Origin of the sequence: Paenibacillus sp. RUD330, assembly GCF_002243345.2 — a bacterium.
Lineage (GTDB): Bacteria > Bacillota > Bacilli > Paenibacillales > Paenibacillaceae > Paenibacillus_O.
On sequence record NZ_CP022655.2, the window covers coordinates 4,023,939 to 4,039,407 of the forward strand.

Here is a 15,469-nt window from a genome sequence, read left to right on the forward strand (position 1 = left end):
TGTCTAGCGCAATGAAAAAGGCAAGCTCCGAAATCCGGAAGCTTGCCTTGGTTGTTCCCTGTCATGCCCCTCGCCGTTTCGGAATGGGTGACCTTCTCTTGCCTGTTCGTTTCCTTGCTCCCTAAGTTTCCTTGCTCCCTTAATTCTTTCACTCCAAGACGCCCTCTCCTTCAAGCTCCCTTCACCCCCGCTGCCATTCCAGCACCCGGAGAAACATCCTGGCCGCCTGCGGCTTCCAGCGGAAGAAGGTCGGCCTCGAGACGCATAGAGACATGGCTGCGGAGTCCGCCGTCCTTTGCTCCATATAATACAGCCGAATCAGCCGGCCGAAGCCTTCCCGCTCCTCCTCCACAAGCCGGACCGCTTCGTCCGTCTGCTCCTTCTCCTCCAGCAGCGCCTGCAGCTTCGCCATTCTTTCGAGCACCGCGTCATAATCTCCCTGCCGCCCCGCTCTCGCCTCGACCACCTTCTCGACTTTGCTTCTCAGCTCCCGCAGCAGCCGGTCATCCTCCAGATCGGCGCCCTTTTTCGGGATGGCGGCCAGCTGAGCTTTCGTGCCCGACGGGTACTTGTCCAGGTAGGCGTGGGCAACCGTCTCCAGCTTTTGCTCATGAGCGTTCAAATACATATAGGAAGGCATGGAGCGCAGACGCTTGTGCAAATCCTGAAGCTGATCCTCCTGGTTGAGACGGCTGACCGTCATGCCGCCGCCAATCGAGTAATTGCCCAGAGCCTTCGCTTGAACGCCGATCGATCGGTATCGTCTGGCCGCATCCCGGACGAGGCTCTCGACCTGCTTGTTGTCCAGCTCCCCGACCTGTTCCTCGATCGGCTTGCGGGCGAGTGCGGCGGCCGGCATCCTTTCGCCTTGCTTTCCGATTTCCATCTGAATTCCCCCTTGGATTTCTCAAACTAAATTTGAGTTCGGTGCAGACATGGCCTCTTTTGACCGGCCTGCTTGTGCTTTCGGCGCTTTCCTTTTATAATCGAGGCTGTAAGTAAAATATAATTTGAGTGGATGCGAGACACTATCCTTTGCAGCTCCTTGTCCTTCTTCATTCGAAGACAGCATTCCTTGACTGCATCCAGACCGTCCAAATGCTGGTTATCCGCGAAACGTATCCCTACTATAGCACTCAAATTATATTTGAGCAAGAGCTGAAACATGAGAGGACGGAGGTCGCTGACATGTCATTAGGCAAACGAATACGGGAATACCGGATCAAACGAGGGCTGACGCAAATGCAGCTTGCCGCCAGGCTGCAAATGACGGAGGCCAATATTTCCAGCTATGAACGGGACAAGAGCGCTCCCCCGAGCGACAAGCTCAACCAGCTGTCCGATATTCTCGGCGTTTCGTCCGATTATTTGCTTGGGAGGCCGACAGGCCGCTTTGAAGCCGCTCCTGCAGGAGAGGCCGGTCCGAGGGCAGCGTCGGAAGGCGGCCTGCGGACGCTCGAGAACGATTTCAGCGATGATGAGATCCTGACTCTGGCCGCTCACCGGATCGGCCATGAAGGACCGCTGTCCAGCCAGGAGCTGGAGCAGATCAAGCTGGCGATGCGCATCGCCTTGTCCAAAAAATAGCATTCGGTTTAGGAGAGAGGGTTCATGACGAAATATGAAAGCCTGCTGCGGGAAACGCCCGTCTTTCTGAGTGAAAAGGCCGATTTGCCGGAAAAAATCAAAGGACTCTATATCGAGAGCAAATCCAGCCAGGCCATCCTGCTGAACCGGAATATCCCCACCGCAGCCGAGAAGGGCTGCATTCTCGCCGAGGAGCTGGGCCATTATCATACGACGGCGGGCGACATCACCGATCAGTCCAAGCTGGTCAACCGCAAGCAGGAAAAGAGAGCCCGCAATTGGGCTTACGAGAAGCTGATTCCTTTGGACGACTTTGTCGACGCCTACCGCGCGGGCTGCCGCAACGCCTTCGAGATTGCGGACTATCTCGAGGTTACGGAGGAGTTCCTGGGGAGATCGATCGTCCATTACCAGGAAAAATACGGACAGATGGTCATGCTGGGAAGCTGCTGCCTCTACTTCGATCCGCTCGGCATCGCGGAAATGTTCGGCAAATGAATCCTTCCATGCAAGCAAAGAGGCCGGCGCCATGAAGGCGCCGGCCTCTTTGCTGTCCTGCACAACGGTGCAGCCGACATATGCCCGCATTCACGAGTCGCAGCATCGCTTCTTGTCAATAATGTCGCCATGCAGAGGCTATCCCTCACAGAGAAGAAGCCAAGAAGAATCAAACAGCTGGAAAAAGATCAAACTAAACGGTCGATATCTTACGCTTCCGAGGAGGATGGCCCCCATGTATTTCTACAAAGAAGATCTGATCAACATGATCGTGCCCGACAAGCCGGATCCGGCCGCTGCCAAGGTTCTGCAAGAAGCTTTGGGCGGGCAGTTCGGCGAGATGAGGACGATGATGCAGTACTTTTTCCAAAGCAGCAACTTCCGGGGAAAAGCGACCCAGTACCGGGACTTGATCCGCGGCGTCTTCCTGGAGGAAATCGCCCATGTCGAGCTCGTCCAGACGACGATCAACCAGCTGCTCACCGGCGCGGGAGAGGAAACTCCGGGTCGGGCCGGCGTCGATGGAGCGCCTCTGGACGAAGCCATCAAGCATGCCAATCCGCATCATTACATCATGGGCGCCCAAGGCTCCCTCCCGGTCGATGCCGCAGGCAATCCATGGCTGGGCAGCTATGTATACAACCACGGGAACCTGATCGCCGATCTGCTCAACAACGTCGTCCTGGAATCGACCGGCGTCCTTCAAAAATCCCGCATCTATGAGATGAGCTCCAACAAGACGTTCCGGGAGACGCTCGGATTTCTGATCGTGCGGGACAACGCGCATCAGAACGCGTTCGCCAAGGCGCTTGAGACCCTCGGCGTCAGCTGGGGCAAGCTGTTCCCGGTGCCGAACTACGATCTCAATAAATATCCGGAATGCCGGAAGTATGTGGAGATGGGCTTCCACAACGCGCAGTTCAACTACCGCCTCGACGACACCCGCATCGGAGAGATTTTCAGCGGACAGACGCCAAGCCGCAACGGCGGCGAGCTGCAGGTCACGCCTCCGCCGCAAGGTTATCCGGTGCCTTTCAACCCCGATATGCCGAACGAGCATGCACCGGGAATAACGGATATGAGCAACTGATAAGTCCCGAAAAAAACAGCCGTCCCGGGTGGGATGGCTGTTTTTGGCTTGGATATGAAAGGAGGAGCGAGTTACCCGATCGAGCCTTCCATCTCGAACTTGATGAGACGGTTCATCTCGACCGCGTATTCCATCGGCAACTCCTTGGTGAACGGCTCGATGAAGCCCATGACGATCATCTGCGTCGCCTCGGCTTCCGTCAGGCCGCGGCTCATCAGGTAGAAGAGCTGGTCCTCGGAAACTTTGGAGACGGTCGCCTCATGCTCGAGCGTCACGTTGTCGTTCATGATCTCGTTGTACGGGATCGTGTCGGAGGTGGACTGGTTGTCGAGAATGAGCGTATCGCATTTGATGTTGGCTTTGGCGCCCTCGGCGTTGCGTCCGAAGGAGCAGAGGCCCCGGTAGGAAACCTTGCCGCCGTGCTTGGAGATCGACTTGGAGACGATCGTCGACGTCGTGTCCGGCGCCAGGTGGATCATCTTCGCGCCGGCATCCTGATGCTGGCCTTTGCCTGCGACGGCGATGGACAGAACCATGCCTTTCGCTCCGCGGCCCTTCAGGACGACAGCCGGGTATTTCATCGTCAGCTTGGAGCCGATGTTGCCGTCGACCCACTCCATCGTGGCGTTCTCTTCGGCAACGGCGCGTTTGGTGACGAGGTTGTAGATGTTCGGAGCCCAGTTCTGGATCGTCGTGTAGCGGACGCGAGCGTTCTTCTTCACGATGATCTCGACGACTGCGCTGTGCAGCGAGTTCGTGCTGTAGACCGGAGCCGTGCAGCCCTCGACGTAGTGCACGAAGCTGTCTTCGTCGGCGATGATGAGCGTGCGCTCGAATTGGCCCATGTTCTCGGAGTTGATGCGGAAGTAAGCCTGCAGAGGCACCTCGCATTTGACGCCTTTAGGCACATAGATGAAGCTGCCGCCGGACCATACCGCGCTGTTCAGCGCCGCGAACTTGTTGTCCGCCGGAGGAATGACCGTACCGAAGTGCTCGCGGAAAATCTCGGGATGCTCGCGGATAGCCGAGTCGGTATCCATGAAGATGACGCCCTGCTTCTCGAGGTCTTCCTGCATGCTGTGGTAGACGACCTCGGACTCGTACTGGGCGGATACGCCGGCGAGGAACTTCTGCTCGGCTTCCGGAATGCCCAGCTTGTCGAACGTCTCCTTGATTTCCTGCGGCACCTCTTCCCATGTCTTGCCTTGCTTCTCGGAAGGCTTGACGTAGTACTGGATGTCGTTGAAATCAAGATCGTCCATGTTGCCGCCCCATGTCGGCATCGGCATTTTGTTGAATTGCTCCAAGGACTTGAGGCGGAATTTAAGCATCCATTCCGGCTCGCCTTTCATTTCGGAGATCGTGCGGACGATTTCCGGCGTCAGGCCTTTGCCCGACTGGAAAATTGATTTGTGCTCGTCGCGGAATCCGTATTTGTATTCTTCCATTTCCGGCATCGATTTTGCCATGGTTTTCACGCTCCTTGTTATGGGATTGGAACTCTCTATTGCACAGTATTCACTCCGAAAACAAACTCATTGCTTTCTGCGTTGTCCTGCCTAACGGAAAGTCGCCAACCAAAGCCGCCGCAAAAGCGGGCTGCAATCAAGCCTACTTGCCCTGAGCCTCGACGCCCTTGCGGAGGGCGTTCCAAGCCAGAGTGGCGCACTTGATGCGCGCCGGGAATTTGTTCACGCCCGACAGGGACTCTATATCTTCAAGCTCCTCGAATTCCACCGGCTCGCCCTTCATGAGGGAAGAGAACCTGTCGGCCATGGCGTAAGCTTCTTCAAGCGTACGGCCCTTGACCGCCTCCGTCATCATGGAAGCCGAGCTCATGCTGATCGAACAGCCTTCACCGGTGAACTTCGCCTGCTTCACCACGTCGCCTTCCAGCTGGAGCTGGAGGGAGATGCGGTCGCCGCAGGTCGGATTGTTGAGGTTGATCGTAACTGCGTCTTCGTCCATCGTACCACGGTTGCGCGGGTTTTTATAGTGATCCATGATGACCCGGCGGTACAAATCATCCAATTGCATGTCCGAAGAACTCCTTTGTCCGCAGCAATGAAGCCGCCAGAGCGTCGACATCCTGCTCGGTATTGTACAGATAGAAGCTTGCCCTCGCAGTGGCCGACACATCCAGCCAGCGCATCAGCGGCTGGCAGCAATGGTGGCCGGCCCGCACGGCGATGCCTTCGGAGTCGAGCGCCGTCGCCACGTCATGCGGATGCACGTCGTCCAGATTGAACGTAATCAGGCCGACGCGGCCCTCGCGCGGTCCGTAGATCGTGATGCCGTCGATCTCCGACAGCTTGCCGTAGGCATAGGCCGCAAGCTCCTTCTCGTGACGGTCGATGTTGTCGAGGCCGATCTCTTCCAGGAAGTCGATCGCCGCCGCAAGGCCGATCGCGCCCGCGATGATCGGAGTGCCGGCCTCGAAGCGCCAAGGAATCTCTTTCCAGGTGGAATCCTGCAGGTCGACGAAGTCGATCATTTCGCCGCCGAACTCGATCGGCTCCATGTTCTCCAGCAGCGACTTGCGTCCGTAGAGCGCCCCGATGCCGGTTGGCCCGCACATCTTGTGGCCGGAAAGGGCATAGAAGTCACAGTCGAGCGCCTGCACGTCGATCTTCATATGCGGCGTGCTCTGCGCGCCGTCCACAACCATTACGGCGCCGCTGCGGTGCGCGATCTCGGTGATCTCCTTGATCGGATTGATGACGCCGAGCACGTTGGAGACGTACATGACGGATACGATCTTCGTACGGTCCGTGATCGTCTTCTCCACGTCCTCGAGCGAGATCGAGCCGTCCGGCTGCAGCGGAATATACTTCAGCACGGCGCCGGAGCGCTTGGCCGCCTGCTGCCAAGGAATCAGATTGCTGTGATGCTCCATCGGCGTGATGACGATCTCGTCGCCTTCCTCCAATACGGACGGGGCATATCCCGAGGCGACCAGATTCAGCGCGGAAGTCGTGCCGCGGGTGAAGATGATCTGCTCCGGCGATGGCGAGCCGATGAACTCCGCTACGCGCGCCCGTGCGCCCTCGTAGGCGTCCGTAGCCCGGGAACCCAGCGTGTGGACGCCGCGGTGCACGTTGGAGTTGTCATACTCGTAATAACGCTTGACGGCCTCAATGACGGAACGCGGCTTCTGGGAAGTCGCCGCGTTGTCGAGGTAAACGAGCGGATGCCCGTTGACCTCTTGATGAAGAATCGGGAACTGCTTCCTGATCTCCTCGATATTCATTAGGCGTTCAGCTTCCTTTCGAGCAGTTGCTGCAGCTGCTCGCGGACCGCGTCGATCGGAATTTCGGTTACAACCGGCGCCAGGAATCCGTAGATGATGAGCCGCTCCGCATCCTGCTTGGAAATGCCCCGGCTCATCAAGTAGTAGACTTGCTCGGGGTTGACTTGCCCTACGCTCGCAGCATGGCCTGCCGTTACGTCATCCTCGTCGATGAGCAGGATCGGGTTCGCGTCTCCGCGGGCTTTCGGATTCAGCATGAGAACTTTCTCCGTCTGAACGCCGTTGGCCTTGGTCGCGCCCTTCTCGATCTTGGTGATGCCGTTGATAATCGCCGTCGCCTCGTCTCTCATGACGGCGCGGGTGACCATGTTGCTGTCGGAGTTCAGGCCGAAGTGCTTCGCCTGAGTCGTCAGGCTCATGCGCTGCTTGCCCGCGCCGATGCTGACGACGGCCGCATCCGAGGAGGATCCGTTGCCCTTGAGGACGGACAGCGTGTCGGACATGACGTTGCCGTCGTTGAGATCGCCGATCACCCATTGGATGCGCGCGTCGTTCTCAAGCACGGCACGGCGCACGGACATGTCGATCACGTTGGAGCCCAGCTGGTGGATCGAGGCGAAGTCGACGTGGGCGCCGGCTTCAACGAAGATCTCCACCATGGAATGGTGGACCGCGTCGGCTCCGCCGCCTACGGTAAGGGCGTTGTCGACGTAAGTCACGCGGCTGTGGCGTTCGGCCACGATGACGATATGCGGAGCGAACGATACCGATGCGTCCTCGTTGTAGAAGAGGGCTTGCAGCGGAACTTCGACCTCGACATTTTTGGGCACGTACAGGAATACGCCGCCGTTCCACAGCGCCGCGTGCAGCGCCGTCAGCTTGTTCTCGTCCTTGGCGATCGCCTTGAACAGGTATTTTTGCAGCAGCTCGGAATGCTCCGAGGCAGCCGTCTCGAGATCCGTGAAGATGACGCCTTTGGCAGCCAGCTCCTCCGGCAGGCGGCGCAGGACATTGCCCGATCCGCGCTGCACCAGCAGCGCTTGCGCGCCGGCTACGAGCGATGCCGCCTGCTCAGGCAGCTCGTTCTCGGAGGCAAGAGGCGTGTTCTGGCCATGCCGGCCAAGAGCGCCAAGATTCCAGCGGTCGATGCGGGTCTTCTCCGGCTTCGGCCATTCCAGGCTCGCCGACAGCTCGGCCGCTTCGCCGCGCAGGGCGGTCAGCCATGCCGGCTCGCCCTTGCCGCGGGATACTTCTTCCGCATATGCCCGTTCAACGGGGTTCGATACTTCTGTGCTCATCTGGTTCCCTCCCGTCTTAGGCTTGGCCGACTGTTTCGTCTTCGATGCCAAGCTCAGCCTTAACCCAGTCATAACCTTCCGCTTCGAGACGCTCAGCCAGCTCAGGACCGCCGGATTTGACGATGCGGCCTTGCATCATGACATGCACGAAGTCAGGCTTGACATAGTTCAGCAGGCGCTGGTAGTGAGTGATGACCAGGAAGGCGCGGTCTTCGGAACGCATCGCGTTGACGCCTTGAGCGACGATCTTCAGGGCATCGATGTCGAGGCCGGAGTCGATTTCGTCCAGGATGACGATCTTCGGATCCAGCAGCATCATCTGCAGAATCTCGTTGCGCTTCTTCTCGCCGCCGGAGAAGCCTTCGTTGAGGTAGCGGTGCGCGAACTCGGGGTTCATGTCCAGCTCTTTCATCTTGCCGTCCATCTGGCGGATGAACTTGATGAGGGAAATCTCGCTGCCTTCCTCGCGGCGGGCGTTGATCGCGCTGCGCAGGAAGTCGGAGTTCGTCACGCCGGAAATCTCGCTCGGGTACTGCATCGCCAGGAACAGGCCGGCGCGGGCGCGCTCGTCCACGGCCATTTCCATGAGGTCCTCGTCGTTCAGCGTCGCGGTGCCTTCGGTCACTTCATACTTCGGATGCCCCATGAGAGCGGAAGCCAGCGTGCTTTTGCCCGTTCCGTTCGGTCCCATGATCGCGTGGATTTCTCCACCCTTCATGCTGAGGTTGATGCCTTTGAGAATTTCCTTGCCTTCGATCGTTGCCTTGAGTCCGTCAATGACGAATTGCGTTGCCATCTTTGAAATGCTCCCTTCAAATATGAGTACTTCCGGCGGCGGTGTCCCGCTGGGCGGATTCCGCCGTGGAAGCTGTCTGCTTTGCGAGTCTCCGGGAGCAATTGCGCCCGAAGTTCATTCTCAGTCGTTCTCAATAATAATTTTAGTATAAAACTCGTTATAAATCAATCAATCGCGGCTGCGCCGAGCAAGCTTCGGATTTCCATTCTCATCCGGCCGAACTGCTCGTCTCCAAGCACAGGCTCCGATTGTTGGCCGTCCAGCCCCTCGGGCAAGGAAATCCACGACTTGCAGCCGGTGAAGGCCGGCTCCATCGGCAGCCGCAGCGGCTGCCTCAGCTTGTACACCCGAAGCAGCAGCACATGCAGCGGATCCCGCTTCTTCCATCTCAGGCGTTCCTCGGCGAAGGAATCCGTCCAGATATGCCGCTCCCTGATCCGCTCCAGAACTTCCGGGTCCGCAACGGGAATGTCCTCGACCGCATGCGCACAGCTCGATATCGACACCGTGCCGGCACCCGGGCCGGCCCATTCTCCGAGCACCTCGTCCAGTAGCGGGCGCGCCTCCTCCTTGAGAAGCTCCGGCCGCTGATGCTCATAGGCCGGAAGCAGATAGAAATCCGGCCGCTCCAGCCGGAAGCGCCGGGTCTCCTCGGCTATGCCGCCCTTGCGCAGGACGACGATCTGGCGCCCTTGCTCGAGCGCCCGGACCGCGACGGCCCATTCCTTCAGCGCGGCGGCTCCTGCGCCGGCTCCGTCAGGTACGTTCACTTCGGCCACACCTCCTTTCACCCGTCAAGCATTTTCGCCTCATTATATCAAACGAGCCTATTTCAAGTCTAAAAAAGATGGGCTATAATTAGGGCTTATGTAGAACAAGAGCCTGGCGTACGCACGCGGCCGCAAGCGATTCTCATGAATTGTTCCTTCTTTTATTATGCTACCCATGAAAGGTGGAAATCACTAATGCCAGCATATCATCCCTACAGCGAGGCGGAAGCGGTCGAGCTCGCCCGCACGGTGGGAGGCGTCTTCGCTCCCGGAGCGGAGCTGGAATGCACCGAGATCGGCGACGGCAACCTGAATCTCGTCTTCCATATTACCGAACCTGCGACCGGCAAAGGGCTCATCGTGAAGCAGGCGCTGCCTTATGTCAAAGTATTCGGCGAGTCCTGGCCGCTGTCGGTCGACCGCGCGCGGATCGAGGGCGAAGCCCTCAAGATCCAGCACAGCCTGGCGCCCGAGCTGGTGCCGCAAGTCTATTTCACCGACCACGAGCAGGCCATCACCGTCATGGAAGACCTCAGCAGCCATGTCATCATGCGCAAGGGACTGATGGAAGGCACTCTGTATCCGCGGTTCGCGAGCGACATCTCCACCTTCCTCGCCCAGACGCTGTTCTTCACGTCGGATCTCGGCATGAGCCAGCAGGAGAAGAAGCTGCGCCAGCAGTCGTTCGTCAACGTGGAGCTGTGCCAGATCACGGAAGACCTCATCTTCGACGAGCCTTACCGCGAGCATGAGCGCAACAGCTGCGAGGATTCCATCGCCGACGAGGCGCTGGCGCTCCGCACGGACGCCGCGCTCCATCTGGAAATCGCCGTGTTGAGGGAGAAGTTCCTCACCCGCGGAGAGGCGCTGATCCACGGAGACCTGCATACCGGCAGCATCTTCGCCCTACCCGACTCCACCAAGGTGATCGATCCCGAATTCGCCTTCTACGGCCCGATGGGCTTCGATATCGGCGCGGTCATCGCGAACCTGCTGCTCAACTTTGCCGGACAGGAGCACTGGAGCCCGGAGGCGGATTCCCGCAAGCAGTACCGGGAATTCCTCGCGGAGACCGTTCGCGGCGTATGGACGCAGTTCGCCGCCAAGTTCCGCACGCTGTGGGACGAGCACGGCAAGGATCCCGTCTTCTCCGCCGCGGAGGGCTTCCAGGATCTCTATATGAGCCGGCTGCTGGAGGATACGGCCGGATTCGCCGGAGCCAAGATGATCCGCCGCGTCGTCGGCTTCGCCCATGTCGCCGATCTGGACGCGATTCCGGACGACGCCGTCCGCGAGCGCGCGAAGCGCATGGCGCTGGCGATCGGCAAGGAGCTCGTCAAGCGCCACCGCACCATCGCCTCGATCGAGGAAGTCATCGACATCGCCCTTACGGCATCCGCGCGCTAGGCGCGGGTGGCGCAACGACACCTTGCCCGGAAAGCCGGCTCCGCCGGCGAGATTCCCGGACAGGGAATAATGAACGGAGGAACCATCATGACCGACAGCGCAGCCTCGTACCCCGGCCTGCAATCCCTCATTTGGGCGGGCAGCCAGCTTCAGCTGCTTGACCAGCGCCTGCTTCCGGAGGAGACCGTCTATCTTCCCTTGACCGATGCCGAAGGCGTCTGGGAAGCGATCCGACATATGAAAGTAAGGGGAGCTCCCGCCATCGGCATCGCCGCCGCCTACGGGCTCGTGCTCGGCAGCGGACTGCCGGGCCAGCCCTTCCAGGCGGACGACAGCCTCGCCGCCTGGCTTGGCCGCGTAGCCGAGAAGGCCGGCTATCTGGCGACGAGCCGTCCGACGGCCGTCAACCTGTTCTGGGCGCTGGACCGCCTGAAAGCACGCGCGGCGGTGCTCGCCCAAAGCGCCGCCTCCCTCGATGAGGCCAAGCAAAGCCTGCTCGACGAGGCGATCGCCATCCAAAGCGAGGACGAGGCGACGAACCGGAGGATCGGCGAGCATGCGCTGGAGCTCATGCGCGACGGCATGGGCGTCCTGACCCACTGCAACGCGGGCGGACTCGCCACCGCGAAGTACGGGACGGCGCTGGCTCCGTTCTATCTGGCTCAGGAGCGCGGAATCTCGCTCAAAGTATTCGCGGACGAGACCCGGCCTGTCCTTCAGGGAGCGAGGCTGACCGCCTTCGAGCTGCAGCAGGCCGGCGTCGACGTGACGCTCATCTGCGACAATATGGCCGGCATGGTCATGAGCAAGGGCTGGATCGACGCCGTCATCGTCGGGACCGACCGCGTCGCCGCGAACGGCGACGTCGCCAACAAGATCGGCACGTACAGCGTGGCGGTGCTCGCCAAAGCCCATGGAATTCCTTTTTATGTCGCATGCCCTCTCTCCACCATCGATCTCGGCACGCCGACCGGAGCGGAGATTCCGATCGAAGAGCGCCACGCGGAGGAAGTGACCGAGGGCTTCGGCAAGCGCACCGCGCCTCATGGCGTCAAGGTGTACAATCCCGCCTTCGATGTGACGCCTGCCGAATATATCACCGCCATCATTACCGAAAAAGGCGTCATTCGGCCGCCCTACGGCGAAAACCTCAAGAAGCTGTTCGAGGAGCTCCGCCAGGGATAGGCCGCCAGACAGCAGCAAGCCGCCATGGAGATCTCCATGGCGGCTTTTTGCGTTCAGCTCCGATCGGCAATGATACCGCTGCGGGTGGAAGCCTGTGCAAATCAAGCATTGCTTCCGGCCTCAAGCTGCGTTTCCGGACAGCGGGCCCTCAGCACCTCAGGCTCCGCTCCCGGTCTGCGGAATTCCTCAGCCTCCATCGCCTGTCCGGTCGCCGTCCAGCGGCAGCCGGATCACGATCGTCGTTCCTTTGTTCTCCTCGCTGTGCACGGCGACCGTGCCGCCATGGTTTTCGACGATCTTTTTGCTGACCATGAAGCCGAGACCGGTTCCTTTTTCCTTGGTCGTATAGAACGGCTGGCCGAGCCTCTCCAGCAAATGGGCCGGAATGCCGCAGCCCTCATCGATGAAGCTGACCATCACGCCTCGTCCGTACGGCTTCATCATCCGGGCGTCGATAATCAGGCTGCCGCCTCTCGGCATCGCCTCGATCGCATTTTTGATCATGTTGATGCACACCTGCTTCAGCTGGTTTTCCTCGCACATGATCCTCATCTCCTCGTCGCTGAAGGAAGTGACGATCTGCACGTCGTTGAGAATCGCCTGCGCGTTCAGCAGCGTGACGACATCCTCCAGCAGAAGCCGGATATCCTTGGCTTCAAAGTGGACAGCCTGAGGCTTCGCCAGCATGAGCAGCTCGCTGAGAATCTGCTCGATCCGGCGGATTTCCGAAGCCATGATCTCATAGAAATAATCCCGCTTCTCCGTGCTCCCGGACTGAAGGAGCTGCAGGAAGCCCTTGAGCGCCGTGACCGGATTGCGGATTTCATGGGCGATGCCGGCCGCCAGCTCTCCCGCGATCGACAGCTTCTCCGAGCGGATCAGCAGCTCCTGGGCCTGCATTCTCTCCGTAATGTCCCGGATGATGACCGCTCTGCCCCGAATCACATCCTCGGCGTCGTGAAGCGGAAAGCTCGACACCATGACATGGAGGCGGACGCCGCTTTTCGTCACCCGCTCCGACTCATAGCCCTCGATGCTTCCCCCGGCCGTGATGATGGTTTTGTTGCGTCCCACCTCGAAGGCTCTCTCGTCCGGGAGCAGAGGCAGCGAATGGCCCGGCATGCCGACCAGCTCATCCATCGTCCAGCCGAATGTCGTCTCGAATGCCTGGTTGACGCTGACGGTCAGGTCATGGTCGTCCAGAATGAGCACCGGATCCAGGTTCCGGGTGATGAAGGACTCCAGCTGATGCTTCGTCGCCAGCAGCTGGCTCCGCATCAGGCTCGCTTCCTGCTTGCTGCGGTCCATGTCGATCTGCTGCTCGTTCTGCACGGCCAGGGACGGGTAAATGTCGGAGCGCCGCAGGTACAGGCTGGACCCGACGAATTCCTCGTCGGTCATGTGATATTCGTGGCTCCTCAGCAGCGCAAGCTGGAAGGCGGCCGATATTTGCCTGCCGTCATAGGCGCATACGGAGATCAGCCCGTTTCCGCCTACGCATTCATCCGCCAGATGCTCCATGGCATCGAGCTCGAGGCTGATCTCTTGCACATCCTTGAGCGGAATATTGCCCCATGTGCGCAGGAACAGGCCTTGGCTCTGATAGGCTTCCACCGCGCGGGAGAATCTCTCCATGAAGACGCCGCTCCGGAACCCTCCGTCCATCCGGTACAGCTCTTCCCGATCGATATGATGGACAAGGGCAAGCTGGCTCTCATCCATCTGCCGGGAGAGCAGCCTGCGGATGGTTTCATAGAGCGCCGCGGATTCGATGATCGCGGTCTGATGCCCCTGCTGGATTCCCATGCGGACAAACGCAACCGCATTCTGGATGTAGCGGTCCACATTTTCGTAAATGTATAGGATATGGCCGTGACCCGAAATGCTCATCATTCCGCTCAACGGCACGTTGGAATTCGGAAGGATCGCAGAAAACCACTCTTCATTGGCAAATGGACGCATTCATTCTCCCTCCAGGAAGTCGATTGTGTCTATTTCATCAACGAACGGATCAATCCCTTTAGCGAGACGGCCGATTTTCCAAAAAAACAACAAAAAAGGGCAGCATCCCCGCCGCCCTCTCTTGCCATCCTGCTTCATTCCCTATTCGGGAATCCTCCTGCCGATCCGTCAAGCCAGCTGCCGGACGGCTTCGATTCCCTTCATGCCGACATAGAGGCCGGCCTCCCGGGCCGCCTCCGTCACCGATTCCAGCGGAGCGTCCAGAAGCTCCTCCAGCGTCCGGACGCCGACGGCGCGAGCGGCGACGACTCCCCGTTCCTTCAGCTTGGGGTTGCTGTCGAACAAAGCGACGTCCAGCGCTCCGCACATGATGTATCCTTTATCCGTCGTAACAGCGAGCAGCGTCGTCTTAGGCAGCTTCACCTCGATGCCGAGCGCGGTTTTTCCGTCTCCGAGAGCAACCGGTACCATCTGCATCATGACAATGGGCCACCTCCCTTCTCAGCACTCCCGTATTGTATGCGCGGCGGGTCGGGGAAGGTGAATGCCGGCTCTCGGAGCATGGCGCCGACAGCAAAAGACCGCCGTCAAGAGCGACAGCGGCCTCGTTCATCGGTCCAGGCTCAGCGTCCCGCCACCCGGATACGGTTTATGCCTTCGGTTTATGCCTTCGGTTTTTGGCCTGGACCGGTCCTTGCCGCAGTCCGAAATCGCCTTCCGTCAGAAGGGTTCTGTCCAGCAGCTCATGCCCATTCGCGTTACCGTCCTCTTTCATTGCCGCTCAGGCCTCCCGCCCTCTGTGCTGTACAGCCTGCTCTTGGAGGCGGGCATGAATCCAGGCATCCAGAAGAGTGAACGTCTCTTTTGCCGCATCGATCATTTCGCCGCCCTGCCGCGGGTCGGAGCCTTCCCGAACGAGCAGCTCCCTCATCTCGCCCCATCTCGCTCTCGTGTCGGGGCCGTAGGCGTAGAAGTACGACATTCCCGATTCGGGACCGAGCTGCAGGCCGGAAGCCAGCTTCCTGCTGATGACCTGTCCGCCGAGCGTGGAGCCTTCCATGACATACAGATAGCCGAGCATGCGCGCCGGGACCGAGACATCCGGAAGGGAAGCGCAGACGGGAATGAAGCCGATGTCCGTCCTCGAGTAGCCCAGCTCCTTGAAATCCCGCTCCAGCAAAGGCAGCTTGGCGAGCCTTGAGGGATCGATGCCCCATGCCTCCGCTGCCGGGCCGGCCAGCACGATGGCCTCCATCGGCTTGACGAAGCCATAGAACAGCTCCAAATATTGCTTGTATTGCTGGAGAGACATCGTCTGATCCATGATGGCTCTGGCATAGGCGTTGCTTTCCAGCTTCTCGTGGCTTGGCGCCGTTTCCTCGCGCAATCGTTCCAATATGCCTGTGGACATTCGGAAAACCTCCTCTATGAATTGACTACCTTTTTGCTCCAGAATATCCCTCATTTTCATCTCTTTCCAAGATTCGGTCGCCATGGACATCTGTCTTATTACCCAAATCACACAACCGATTTCATGACAGATCTCCGCTTCAAAAATAGGTCTATGTCATTAGGTTATCTGATGATATAGTTATATTATTATCTCTATCAAGTTCGGAGGAACTA

General features: G+C 59.3%; 15 protein-coding genes. 5 read left to right on the top strand and 10 right to left on the bottom strand.

From position 1 onward, the window contains the following. Positions 1 to 181: 181 nt before the first annotated feature. Positions 182 to 886 carry a hypothetical protein gene (locus CIC07_RS18405; protein ID WP_083687873.1) on the bottom strand — a complete coding sequence of 235 codons (705 nt, stop codon included), beginning with the start codon at positions 884 to 886 and terminating at the stop codon, positions 182 to 184. A 302-nt stretch (positions 887 to 1,188) separates the two neighbouring features. On the opposite strand from CIC07_RS18405, the gene CIC07_RS18410 reads away from it, so the two are divergent. From CIC07_RS18410 to CIC07_RS18420, 3 genes are all read left to right on the top strand, one after another. Next, complete coding sequence (locus tag CIC07_RS18410; RefSeq protein ID WP_157741939.1) at positions 1,189 to 1,587, top strand: helix-turn-helix domain-containing protein; 399 nt, start codon at positions 1,189 to 1,191, stop codon at positions 1,585 to 1,587. A 24-nt stretch (positions 1,588 to 1,611) separates the two neighbouring features. Then, positions 1,612 to 2,085: an ImmA/IrrE family metallo-endopeptidase gene (locus tag CIC07_RS18415; RefSeq protein ID WP_076353980.1), complete on the top strand. Its 474-nt coding sequence runs from the start codon at positions 1,612 to 1,614 to the stop codon at positions 2,083 to 2,085. 235 nt (positions 2,086 to 2,320) lie between these two features. Beyond that, the gene (locus CIC07_RS18420) at positions 2,321 to 3,175 is read left to right on the top strand and encodes a manganese catalase family protein (RefSeq protein WP_076353978.1); all 855 of its coding nucleotides are present in this window, start codon (positions 2,321 to 2,323) and stop codon (positions 3,173 to 3,175) included. A gap of 71 nt (positions 3,176 to 3,246) precedes the next feature. On the opposite strand, the gene sufB is transcribed toward CIC07_RS18420, so the two are convergent. From sufB to CIC07_RS18450, 6 genes are all read right to left on the bottom strand, one after another. Then, on the bottom strand, positions 3,247 to 4,644 hold the full coding sequence (gene sufB / locus CIC07_RS18425; RefSeq protein WP_076353976.1) for a Fe-S cluster assembly protein SufB: 1,398 nt from the start codon (positions 4,642 to 4,644) through the stop codon (positions 3,247 to 3,249). 142 nt (positions 4,645 to 4,786) lie between these two features. After that, positions 4,787 to 5,212, bottom strand: coding sequence for a Fe-S cluster assembly sulfur transfer protein SufU (sufU, locus tag CIC07_RS18430; RefSeq protein ID WP_021882199.1), 426 nt, complete (start codon positions 5,210 to 5,212; stop codon positions 4,787 to 4,789). Next, complete coding sequence (locus tag CIC07_RS18435; RefSeq protein ID WP_076353974.1) at positions 5,199 to 6,425, bottom strand: cysteine desulfurase; 1,227 nt, start codon at positions 6,423 to 6,425, stop codon at positions 5,199 to 5,201. The genes sufU and CIC07_RS18435 overlap by 14 nt, the downstream gene beginning before the upstream one ends. Continuing rightward, positions 6,425 to 7,723, bottom strand: a complete 1,299-nt coding sequence (gene sufD, locus CIC07_RS18440) for a Fe-S cluster assembly protein SufD (protein ID WP_076353972.1) — start codon at positions 7,721 to 7,723, stop codon at positions 6,425 to 6,427. The genes CIC07_RS18435 and sufD overlap by 1 nt, the downstream gene beginning before the upstream one ends. Before the next feature lie 16 nt (positions 7,724 to 7,739). Next, positions 7,740 to 8,519 (bottom strand): Fe-S cluster assembly ATPase SufC, encoded by a 780-nt coding sequence (sufC, locus tag CIC07_RS18445; RefSeq protein WP_076353970.1) that lies wholly within the window; start codon positions 8,517 to 8,519, stop codon positions 7,740 to 7,742. Between the two features lie 164 nt (positions 8,520 to 8,683). Further along, positions 8,684 to 9,289 (bottom strand): DUF1802 family protein, encoded by a 606-nt coding sequence (locus tag CIC07_RS18450; protein WP_083687872.1) that lies wholly within the window; start codon positions 9,287 to 9,289, stop codon positions 8,684 to 8,686. Positions 9,290 to 9,484: 195 nt separating this feature from the next. On the opposite strand from CIC07_RS18450, the gene mtnK reads away from it, so the two are divergent. Further along, positions 9,485 to 10,696, top strand: coding sequence for an S-methyl-5-thioribose kinase (gene mtnK, locus CIC07_RS18455; protein ID WP_076353968.1), 1,212 nt, complete (start codon positions 9,485 to 9,487; stop codon positions 10,694 to 10,696). 87 nt (positions 10,697 to 10,783) lie between these two features. Further along, positions 10,784 to 11,881 carry an S-methyl-5-thioribose-1-phosphate isomerase gene (gene mtnA, locus CIC07_RS18460; RefSeq protein ID WP_240923485.1) on the top strand — a complete coding sequence of 366 codons (1,098 nt, stop codon included), beginning with the start codon at positions 10,784 to 10,786 and terminating at the stop codon, positions 11,879 to 11,881. 186 nt (positions 11,882 to 12,067) lie between these two features. Here the strand turns inward: mtnA and CIC07_RS18465 are convergent, their stop codons facing one another. From CIC07_RS18465 to CIC07_RS18475, 3 genes are all read right to left on the bottom strand, one after another. Then, positions 12,068 to 13,843 carry an ATP-binding protein gene (locus CIC07_RS18465; protein WP_076353964.1) on the bottom strand — a complete coding sequence of 592 codons (1,776 nt, stop codon included), beginning with the start codon at positions 13,841 to 13,843 and terminating at the stop codon, positions 12,068 to 12,070. Between the two features lie 168 nt (positions 13,844 to 14,011). Beyond that, positions 14,012 to 14,323: a YunC family protein gene (locus CIC07_RS18470; RefSeq protein ID WP_076353962.1), complete on the bottom strand. Its 312-nt coding sequence runs from the start codon at positions 14,321 to 14,323 to the stop codon at positions 14,012 to 14,014. 301 nt (positions 14,324 to 14,624) lie between these two features. Further along, positions 14,625 to 15,254 carry a biliverdin-producing heme oxygenase gene (locus CIC07_RS18475; RefSeq protein ID WP_076353960.1) on the bottom strand — a complete coding sequence of 210 codons (630 nt, stop codon included), beginning with the start codon at positions 15,252 to 15,254 and terminating at the stop codon, positions 14,625 to 14,627. Between the last annotated feature and the right edge of the window lie 215 nt (positions 15,255 to 15,469).

What these genes read in the sequence shown, in the direction of transcription:
- CIC07_RS18410 (WP_157741939.1), top strand. Translation starts at nt 1,189, where the DNA reads ATGTCATTAGGCAAACGAATACGGGAATACCGGATCAAACGAGGGCTG.
- CIC07_RS18475 (WP_076353960.1), bottom strand. Translation starts at nt 15,254, where the DNA reads ATGTCCACAGGCATATTGGAACGATTGCGCGAGGAAACGGCGCCAAGC.
- CIC07_RS18420 (WP_076353978.1), top strand. Translation starts at nt 2,321, where the DNA reads ATGTATTTCTACAAAGAAGATCTGATCAACATGATCGTGCCCGACAAG.
- sufB (WP_076353976.1), bottom strand. Translation starts at nt 4,644, where the DNA reads ATGGCAAAATCGATGCCGGAAATGGAAGAATACAAATACGGATTCCGC.
- CIC07_RS18470 (WP_076353962.1), bottom strand. Translation starts at nt 14,323, where the DNA reads ATGATGCAGATGGTACCGGTTGCTCTCGGAGACGGAAAAACCGCGCTC.
- CIC07_RS18465 (WP_076353964.1), bottom strand. Translation starts at nt 13,843, where the DNA reads ATGCGTCCATTTGCCAATGAAGAGTGGTTTTCTGCGATCCTTCCGAAT.
- sufD (WP_076353972.1), bottom strand. Translation starts at nt 7,723, where the DNA reads ATGAGCACAGAAGTATCGAACCCCGTTGAACGGGCATATGCGGAAGAA.
- mtnA (WP_240923485.1), top strand. Translation starts at nt 10,784, where the DNA reads ATGACCGACAGCGCAGCCTCGTACCCCGGCCTGCAATCCCTCATTTGG.
- CIC07_RS18435 (WP_076353974.1), bottom strand. Translation starts at nt 6,425, where the DNA reads ATGAATATCGAGGAGATCAGGAAGCAGTTCCCGATTCTTCATCAAGAG.
- sufU (WP_021882199.1), bottom strand. Translation starts at nt 5,212, where the DNA reads ATGCAATTGGATGATTTGTACCGCCGGGTCATCATGGATCACTATAAA.
- mtnK (WP_076353968.1), top strand. Translation starts at nt 9,485, where the DNA reads ATGCCAGCATATCATCCCTACAGCGAGGCGGAAGCGGTCGAGCTCGCC.
- sufC (WP_076353970.1), bottom strand. Translation starts at nt 8,519, where the DNA reads ATGGCAACGCAATTCGTCATTGACGGACTCAAGGCAACGATCGAAGGC.
- CIC07_RS18415 (WP_076353980.1), top strand. Translation starts at nt 1,612, where the DNA reads ATGACGAAATATGAAAGCCTGCTGCGGGAAACGCCCGTCTTTCTGAGT.
- CIC07_RS18405 (WP_083687873.1), bottom strand. Translation starts at nt 886, where the DNA reads ATGGAAATCGGAAAGCAAGGCGAAAGGATGCCGGCCGCCGCACTCGCC.